5 protein-coding genes and 1 pseudogene are annotated in these 5903 nt (G+C 61.8%); 3 read left to right on the top strand and 3 right to left on the bottom strand.

Annotation, left to right across the window (positions count from 1 at the left end):
* Together EN939_RS17890 and ald are read right to left on the bottom strand one after the other, a co-directional pair.
* Nucleotides 1-1296, bottom strand: a 1296-nt coding sequence (locus EN939_RS17890; RefSeq protein WP_127269077.1) for an outer membrane protein, incomplete at its 3' end; no start/stop codon positions are given.
* 206 nt (nucleotides 1297-1502) lie between these two features.
* Nucleotides 1503-2618, bottom strand: a complete 1116-nt coding sequence (gene ald / locus EN939_RS17885; protein WP_023812057.1) for an alanine dehydrogenase — start codon at nucleotides 2616-2618, stop codon at nucleotides 1503-1505.
* Nucleotides 2619-2773: 155 nt separating this feature from the next.
* On the opposite strand from ald, the gene EN939_RS17880 reads away from it, so the two are divergent.
* Entirely contained in the window at nucleotides 2774-3247 is a 474-nt protein-coding gene (locus EN939_RS17880) for an Lrp/AsnC family transcriptional regulator (protein ID WP_127269076.1), read from the top strand.
* Between the two features lie 145 nt (nucleotides 3248-3392).
* Here EN939_RS17880 and EN939_RS17875 read toward each other — a convergent pair whose 3' ends face one another.
* A complete protein-coding gene (locus EN939_RS17875) occupies nucleotides 3393-4046 on the bottom strand; it encodes a 5-formyltetrahydrofolate cyclo-ligase (protein ID WP_127269075.1) in 654 nt (217 codons plus the stop codon).
* 163 nt (nucleotides 4047-4209) lie between these two features.
* Here EN939_RS17875 and EN939_RS17870 point away from each other — a divergent pair, with 163 nt between their 5' ends.
* Complete coding sequence (locus tag EN939_RS17870; RefSeq protein ID WP_127269074.1) at nucleotides 4210-5475, top strand: NAD(P)/FAD-dependent oxidoreductase; 1266 nt, start codon at nucleotides 4210-4212, stop codon at nucleotides 5473-5475.
* Between the two features lie 146 nt (nucleotides 5476-5621).
* A pseudogene (locus EN939_RS17865) lies at nucleotides 5622-5903 on the top strand (2',3'-cyclic-nucleotide 2'-phosphodiesterase); the annotation flags it as partial.

The following is a 5903-nucleotide window of genomic DNA, read 5'->3' as shown; positions in this document are numbered from 1 at the left end:
GTACTTCGCGCCGAGACGCACGGTGTGGAAAGAGGAAGTCGAGGTAAGGGTGTCGTCGGGTGCGCCGAATTCCGAAGAAAAGTCCTTCTCGGCGAACTGCGAATAGCGATATTCGAGGCCAACGGTGACATTGCTGGACAGAGCCGTTTCCAGGCCGCCACCAACCGAGAAACCGCTGGAACCCCAGTCGAGAATGTCGCCGATCGGGTCGGAAGCGTTCAGATCGAAATGCTGCCAGCTGTAGCCGGCAAGCGCATAGGCAAGGGTCGATTCGTTCATCTTCATGCCGACGCGGCCCAGCACATCGAACCCATAGTCGGTATCGACGTTGATCGACCCGCCGCCGAGATCCAGCTTGGAAGTCATGCCGGAGTAGCGTGCATCGACCATGACGCCTGCGACCCAGCTGCCGAAGTCATGATCGTAGCCGACGTTCAGTTCACCAAAGGCACCTTCGCCACCGAGACCATTGAATTCCAGGTCGCCGAGCGGCGGAACGTTGATCTGATGCACGGACGCACCGGCGCCACCAGCGCCACCGATATAGAAGCCGGTCCAGTTGTAGGCTGGCGTCTCGAAGGCAGCGCCGCCGCCGTTCTGTGCACCGAAACGGTAATTGGCTGCGATCTGGAAAGTATGGCGCGAGGTGTCAAGATTCAGGAGACCGTCCGGTACTCCGACAATGCCAGCCTCGGAAAGAAGATCGTCCTTGGTCCCGAAGCCCGTATAGCGATACTCAGTCTTGATCGTCCAATTGCTGTTGATGGCCGTTTCGATGCCACCTCCGACAAAATACCCGCTCTGATCCCAATCAAAGTCGAAGCCGGCGTTCGTATCGAGCTTGTACTTCTGCCAGGAATAGCCACCCAGCACGTAGCCCAGAGTGTTCGGCGTCAAGAGGTAGCCGAGACGCAGGCCAGCGTCGAAACCGTAGGTTTCCTTGATCGAAGCGTCGAACCCCGTAATGTCCAGCGTGGTCTTGATGTTGCCCACGTGAGCGTCCAGCAGACCGCCGATGAGGAACCGGGGCGAGACCATATAGTCATAGCCAACCGTCAGCTCACCATAGACGCCTTCGCCACCAATGCCGTTCAGCGAGATTGGAATAAAATCGCTGCCGAGCTCGTGTACGTTGGCACCGGCACCGACGCCAAAACCAACGTAGAGGCCGCTCCAGTTAAAGCCGGCAGCTTCTTCTACCGGCTGGACGACATCTGCTGCATGAGCAGCAGACATCAAAGCCACAGCAGAAACAGCACCAAGAAGAAAAGATTTCGCGGATGTGCGAATGAACATATGCCCGTACCCCAATGAGTAAACCCAGAATGTCTCTAGCAGGGAGTCGGTCGGTACGGGAATGACAAATATGCAACAATGATGAGCAAAGTGCCGTTGCGTCACATCTTTCGACGCCATGCTTTGCCTGAAAAACAGGCTCGCAAGAAAAAACCCGCCGGCTTGGAACCGGCGGGCTGGATTGAAAGGAGCTGTTCTCGCGAAAATCAGGCGGCGAGAACGGCTTTCGGCTCGACCAGTTCGTAGCCGAGCGCCTCGGCGACTGCCCGGTTGGTGATCTTGCCCTTGTGGACATTGAGGCCGTTGCGCAGGTGATGATCGTCGACCAGCGCCTTCAGGCCCTTGTCGGCAAGCTGCAGGCCATAGTGCAGCGTCGCGTTGTTGAGCGCGTGGGCCGAAGTGACCGGCACGGCACCGGGCATGTTGGCGACGCAATAGTGGATGACGCCGTCGACCTCATAGGTCGGCTCGGCATGAGTGGTGGCGTGCGAGGTCTCGAAGCAGCCGCCCTGGTCGATGGCGACGTCGACCAGCACCGAGCCTTTCTTCATGCCCGACAGCATTTCGCGCGAAACCAGTTTTGGCGCCGCGGCACCCGGGATCAGCACCGCGCCGACGACGATGTCTGCCGAAAAACACTCTTCTTCCAGCGCCTCGACAGTCGAGTAACGGGTGTGGACGCGGCCGGCGAAGAGGTCGTCGAGCTGGCGCAGGCGCGGGATCGAGCGGTCGATGATGGTGACGTCGGCGCCAAGGCCGGCCGCCATCCTGGCCGCGTGCAGACCGACGACGCCACCGCCGAGCACGGTGACCTTGCCGGGCAGCACGCCGGGCACGCCGCCGAGCAGCACGCCGCGGCCGCCATTGGCCTTCTGCAGCGCCGTGGCGCCGGCCTGGATCGACAGACGTCCGGCAACTTCCGACATCGGCGCCAGCAACGGCAGGCCGCCACGGTCGTCGGTCACGGTCTCGTAGGCGATTGCCGTCACGCCGGACGCAAGCAGGCCTTTGGTCTGCTCCGGATCCGGAGCAAGGTGAAGGTAGGTGTACAGGATCTGGCCTTCGCGAAGCTGCGCCCATTCGCTGGGCTGCGGCTCCTTGACCTTGACGATCATGTCCGACCTGGCGAACACCTCGGCGGCCGTCTTGGCAATCGTGGCGCCGGCGGCGCGATAGGCGTTGTCATCGGCGCCGATGCCGGCACCGGCCCCGGTCTCAACCAGCACTTCGTGGCCATGGGCGACATATTCGCGGACCGAGCCGGGGGTGAGGCCGACGCGGTATTCGTGGTTCTTGATTTCCTTGGGGCAGCCGACGCGCATTTTCTTCTCCTGATCCGGCCCTTTGGGCTCGTTCCCTGTATGGATGGAGTGAACCACGAATCGTTGCGCAGGTGTTTGCGAATGCGCTTGCGCCAACCGGCAGGTTTCGATAATCGTTGCGCGAAATAGCTGGATATTCGCAGGATTCACGAAAAATGCGGCTCGACAGGATTGATATCGCCATTCTCGAGGCTTTGCAGAAGGATGGCAGGATACCCAATGCGGCACTGGCCGAGAAGGTCGGCCTGTCGCAGTCGGCCTGTTCGCGCCGGCTCGACAATCTGGAGAAATCCGGAACCATCCGCGGCTATCATGCCCGGCTTTCCAATGCAGCACTCGGCCACCAGATGACGGCGATCGTGCACATATCGCTGTCGGGACAGTTCGAGAAGACGCTTTCGGATTTCGAGGCGGCGATCAAACGCTGCCCGAACGTGCTGTCCTGTCACCTGATGTCGGGCGAGTACGACTACATCCTGCGGATCGCGGCGAAGGATCTCGTCGACTATGAGCGCATCCACAAGGAATGGCTGTCGGCAATGCCGCATGTGACCAAAATCAATTCGTCCTTTGCGCTACGCGAAATCGTCGACAGGACCGCCATGGGCATGAAGCCGGAAATGGCCTAGGCTGCGTTGATATTCAGGTGATGCCGGCCTGCAAATGGTAGCTCCCTGCGCTTCCGGTGCTCGCGTACGAAAAGTACGCTCCGCTCCCGTTCTCGGAAGCGACCATTTTCGACTCGGCCTGACCTGAATCTCAGCACAGCCTGGACTAGCTGGCCTCCGTTACCACCCGATCCATCGGGATATCGTGCGGCTGCGGGTAGATGGTCGCGATGCGTTGCAGCTCGTAGCCGACGCCGATGACCAGCGGCTTGAACGGCATCGCTGCCAGCGTGCGGTCGAAGAAGCCGCCGCCATAACCCAGGCGGTAGTTCTGGGGATCGATGCCGACGATCGGCGAGATGACGATGTCCGGCAGCACCGGATCGCCCTCGGCCGGGATCGGGATGTTCCAGACACCTTTCTCCAGCCGGTCGCCCGCTTTGTAGGCGCGGAAGATCAGCGGGTGCCCCTTGTCGATGACGATGGGCAGGGCGGTGCGGCCGCCGCGTTCGTTTATGGACGCCATCCAAGGCCGCAAATCCGGCTCGCCGCGAAACGGCCAGTAGAGACTGACCATGCGCCCGGCGATCTCGCCGATGATCGCGTCGAGGCCATCGGCGATGCGTTGCGACATTACCGCTCGCGCGTCGGCCGAAACGGCGAGACGCGCAGCGATCAGCCGTTCGCGTTCGGCCTTGCGCCAGCGTCTCACATCGATCCAGTCGCTCGAAGGCGCACGGAATTCCGGATCGAGCTCGTGCATGAAACAGGGCGGCGAAGAATACTGCGCCGGAGCATCGTCGTCACGATCGTTGGCCATGCCTCACCTCATCGCGTGTTCGATGACGCTATACCTCGCGATACGATACAACATGTGCATTCACGACATGGAACGACGAGTCTCGGGCACCGTCCATCTGTTGTTGCATTGCACAAAAATACCTACATCCAGGACAGCCAATCTTGCCATCGGGGTGAACGAAATGAATGAAGCCAGGCATCATGTCGTCGTTGTCGGCGCGGGTTTCGGCGGTCTCGAGTTCACCCGTGCACTTGCTGGCGCTCCGGTGCGTATCACCATGATCGACAAGCGCAACCATCACCTCTTCCAGCCGCTGCTCTATCAGGTGGCGACGACGGCGCTGGCCACCTCCGAGGTTGCCTGGCCGATCCGCCACCTCCTGCGCAAGCGCAAGGATGTGACGACCCTGCTCGCCAATGTCACCGGTGTCGACCGCGCCGGCAAGCGCGTGCTGCTCGATGACGGCAGCGCGGTCGCCTACGACACGCTGGTGCTCGCCACCGGTGCCCGCCACGCCTATTTCGGCCACGACGAATGGGAGCCTTTCGCCCCGGGCCTGAAGACGCTGGAGGACGCCACCAGCATTCGGAGGCGAATTCTCCTGGCCTTCGAGCAGGCCGAGCGGGAGACCGATCCCGCCAAACGCCGGGCGTTGCTGACCATTGCGATCGTCGGCGGCGGGCCGACCGGCGTCGAGCTTGCCGGCACCATCATCGAGCTGGCGCATGACACGCTGCGCGGCGAATTCCGCAACATCGACACGCGGCAGACGCGTGTGGTGCTGATCGAGGCCGGCGACCGCATCCTGGCCAATTTCGCACCGAAACTTTCCGACTATGCCAGCAAAGCGCTCGAGCGGCTCGGTGTGACTGTCGAGCTCGGCCGGGCCGTCACGAGCTGCGACGCCGAAGGTGTTGTATTTGGCGATAAGCAACTGGCAGCCCGAACGATCCTGTGGGCAGCCGGCGTTGCCGCTTCGCCGGCCGCTGAATGGCTGGGAGCGAAGGCGGACCGCGCGGGCAGGGTGCTGGTCGAGCCCGATATGACTGTATCTGGCAGCCCGGAGATTTTCGTCATCGGCGACGCCGCCCTTGTGCTGCGGCCCGATGGCCGGCCGGTGCCCGGCGTCGCGCCTTCCGCCAAGCAGGAGGGCCGACATGTTGCGGCCACCATCAAGGCCAGGCTCGGCGGCGACACGACCGCGCGTCCTTTCCACTACAGGCATGCCGGCGATCTCGCCACGATCGGCAAGCGCGCCGCGGTGATCGATTTCGGCTGGCTCAAGCTGACCGGCTGGGCGGCCTGGTGGCTGTGGGGAGTGGCGCACATCTATTTCCTGATCGGTTTTCGCAACCGGCTTGCGGTTTCGCTGAGCTGGCTATGGATCTACGCGACAGGCCAGCGCAGCGCGCGGCTGATCACCCAAGGCGACGACGACAAGGGCTGATTTCCTCGCCCCGATCGTTCATCCGCACGTCATCCGTTGCTGATCGAGTGGCGGCTTCATGCGCGCGACTTGTTGAATGGACTTAAGCAGGTTTCAGAGCGAAGTTCGCTTCGGGGCAGGGCTTGTCAGTTGTCGAAGGAGAAAACATGTCGCAACTGCTCCATCCCATATCCCGCCGCGATCTCCTTGCGGGCGCCGCCGCAGGGGCACTGATTATGCTGCATCCGTTCTCCGCCCGCGCTCAAGGCAACCAGGCCCATCTCCGGATCATGGAGACCACCGACATCCATGTGAACGTGCTGCCTTACGATTACTACGCCGACAAAACGAACGACACGCTGGGCCTGTCGCGCACGGCGTCTCTCATCGATGCTGTGCGCAAGGAAGCCGTGAATTCGATGCTGATCGACAATGGCGACCTGCTGCAG

This window comes from Mesorhizobium sp. M7A.F.Ca.CA.002.05.1.1, assembly GCF_003998335.1.
In the GTDB taxonomy this organism is placed as follows: domain Bacteria; phylum Pseudomonadota; class Alphaproteobacteria; order Rhizobiales; family Rhizobiaceae; genus Mesorhizobium.
Note: the sequence above shows the minus strand (reverse complement) of the source record. Positions and strands in the feature narration are given on the sequence as shown.

Excerpts from the sequence above, each read along its gene's own strand:
- ald (WP_023812057.1), bottom strand. The coding sequence starts at position 2,618 with ATGCGCGTCGGCTGCCCCAAGGAAATCAAGAACCACGAATACCGCGTC.
- EN939_RS17880 (WP_127269076.1), top strand. The coding sequence starts at position 2,774 with ATGCGGCTCGACAGGATTGATATCGCCATTCTCGAGGCTTTGCAGAAG.
- EN939_RS17875 (WP_127269075.1), bottom strand. The coding sequence starts at position 4,046 with ATGGCCAACGATCGTGACGACGATGCTCCGGCGCAGTATTCTTCGCCG.
- EN939_RS17870 (WP_127269074.1), top strand. The coding sequence starts at position 4,210 with ATGAATGAAGCCAGGCATCATGTCGTCGTTGTCGGCGCGGGTTTCGGC.